This is a genomic window from Sulfurimonas sp. (genome assembly GCF_027056685.1).
In the GTDB taxonomy this organism is placed as follows: Bacteria; Campylobacterota; Campylobacteria; order Campylobacterales; family Sulfurimonadaceae; genus Sulfurimonas.
In genome coordinates this window covers 1-2,603 of sequence record NZ_JALUKE010000172.1, presented here as the reverse complement: position 1 = coordinate 2,603, position 2,603 = coordinate 1, and the positions used below count along the sequence as shown (strand labels likewise).

Here is a 2,603-nt window from a genome sequence, read left to right as displayed (position 1 = left end):
ATTGAGCGAGAAATTAGCTAAATGTAAATTAAAATTACTCCAAATCCTCTTTATCCATCACAAAACCCACGACCAACAGGGCTATAACAAAAAGTGTAACCATACCTATAAAAAAGTAGTGCATTATATTTTTCCTTTCTCTTTTGCCATTTTTAAAAAGCGGGTTTTATCACCCTCTTTTTTAAACGCAGTGTTTGCAAAAAAGAGTGCATTTTGTTGGCTTTGTACCATTACACCCTCATCAAGTTGAATGACTTTTATAATATCATCCCACGCAACTACTTCATTATTGCCATGGAGTCCATTTTCATCAAGAGTAAAATGTACATCCATATTTCTAGGAACATTCTTATCATAAAAGCGTGAAAGCATTCTTTTTCTTAAAAACCATCTACCGTAGTACCAATAGACTACTAAAAAAGTAGAAAGATAAAGCAATCCATAACTATTGTGTTTAAGTGCGCCAACAATGCCAAACTGCACAAGTCCTACAAAAAACCATCCCATATATCTTTTGTTGGAGTGACGCATATCGTAATCGTAGTAGAGTTTGCTAGTCTTTAGCGCAAGTTCTTTACTCCACTCAAAATTTACTTCTATTGGTTTAGACATGCTCTTCGCACTCCTCTATCATCAGTTCGCTCTTTTTGACACACTCTGCATCTTCAAGTTCTTCTATAAGCCCAAGTGTTTGCATATAGAGTGCATCATATATCTTTTTATTTTTTGCATACAAACGACTCTGCTTTTTTCCATACCAATATGCAAGTGCTACCGTTGAAGCAAAAAGCGTATATATCCACCACTGCCACTCTTTAAGGTTAAGTAATACAATGAAATATTGCACAGAAAAAAGGACAAAAAATTCGATTGAAAAGATGATGACAAGGGTAGCACTCTGCTCAAAGTCAAGTGTGTATTTTTCAAGCTCTTTAAGTCTTGCCAAATTTACATTGACTAGCTGTGCTTTTGACTTGCAATCATCTTTTAAATCATCTAATTTTATATCTTTTAAATGTATATTTGAGAGGTTATACTCTACATTTGTCTGCATATAATCTTCAAGTAACTGCGGATTTTTATTAAGTATTTGAATTATTTCTGCTTCACTTACTCTATTCTTACCAGCAACTCTTTGTACATCTTGCAAAACAATATCATACAGTCCAACAGTTTTTATTTCTCGAGCAACTCTGTCTAAGTTTATCAAAGATTTTTTCCTTTTTGTAGATTTAGGGAGTTGTAGGGACAAATGCCCCTACTTGTCTAGTTTGCAAACGCAGGATCGTCTGCAGGTTCTATCTCTTCTTCAAGACCATAAGATGCTGTTTTATCTTTTGCCGGTAAAAAGATACCTATAAGTCCTTTTATACCAACACTCATAACGATATTGTATAAAAATATCGCCCAAGCAGTAAGCAACATTGTACCAAACATAGCTGCAAAAACCATATCAGGATTAAACTGTCCATCAACATAAAGATGACGACGAAGCATACCATCAAGTCCTGCCATACCCATAAACGCACCCATACCGATACCACCTATAAGATGTAGCCAGAAGTGTGCATTTGAGAGTTTATGTGAGTAAACTTTCGTGTTGTTTGTCACAAGTGGCCACATAACATATACTGCACTATAAAGTGTCATATAAAGTCCAACAATTAAAGCAATATGCACATGCGCACCAATAATCCACTGCGTATTGTGTAAAACACGGTTCATACCCATATCTGCTTGAATAATCGCAGCCGGAACAGCCAAACCAAAGCCTACTAGACCACCTAGAAGATATTTTAACTCCATTGTCATTTTAAGTGGACGAGCTTTCCAAAGTGTTACAAGTGTAATAAATAACGCTAGTCCTTGAGTCAGTAACTCAAACGCAGTAACCATCTCACCAGAGATAAGTTTCATCATCTCAGGCTGTCCTTGATCACCAAGAAGGTGATGTGACCAAACCATCCAAGAAACAAGCAATTCAAGCATCAAGGCAGCACGAGCCACATTTTCCATGAAAAGTTTTTGCCCTGTAATGAGCGTTGCAAGCAGATACCATGAACCTGCAACATAAATAAGCACAAGACCATCAGCAACAAGGTCAAGCCCCCACCAAAAGAAGTTTTTGTATAAAAGTGCATCAATGGCAGTTACATCCAAAGGATGCCCCGCTGCATCAAACATTAGATAAACTAAGATTAAAACACCAGCACCTAAAATAACAAGTGCATCTAAAAATGTATCAACAGTACCACGAAAAATTGCAACAACAGGAAGTGCTAAAGCAGGTTCTTTTGTGTAAGGTTGTTTTCCTCGAAGTTTATTAATAAGATTTAAAAAACCATCAATACCAAAACCAGAAATAAGCAACTCTTTTGTTGTTTTATTTTTATGAATACCTACACGAGCAAAAATTGTTGCATAAATATTGTATATAAATGTCAAAGTACCAAGCATAATAAGTGCAACACCAACAATAAATACTAAACCACCAATAACTTTAAACTGATGCGTATCAGCAGGAAGCGGCCAGTAAAGTGTATAAAGAGGTGCATAAGACCAAACAAACGCAGCTATCCAAGCTAATGCAGTTCCTCCAGTAA

Annotated in this window: 3 protein-coding genes; all 3 read right to left on the bottom strand. The window is 36.1% G+C overall.

Features of this window, described 5'->3' with window-relative positions; genetic code table 11:
* Positions 1-123: 123 nt before the first annotated feature.
* The gene (locus tag MVY38_RS07480) at positions 124-612 is read right to left on the bottom strand and encodes a hypothetical protein (protein WP_297484858.1); all 489 of its coding nucleotides are present in this window, start codon (positions 610-612) and stop codon (positions 124-126) included.
* Positions 605-1,210: a hypothetical protein gene (locus MVY38_RS07475; protein ID WP_297484857.1), complete on the bottom strand. Its 606-nt coding sequence runs from the start codon at positions 1,208-1,210 to the stop codon at positions 605-607. Before MVY38_RS07475 ends, MVY38_RS07480 begins: the two co-directional genes overlap by 8 nt.
* Before the next feature lie 56 nt (positions 1,211-1,266).
* Positions 1,267-2,603, bottom strand: a 1,337-nt coding sequence (locus tag MVY38_RS07470; protein ID WP_297484855.1) for a cbb3-type cytochrome c oxidase subunit I, incomplete at its 5' end; no start/stop codon positions are given.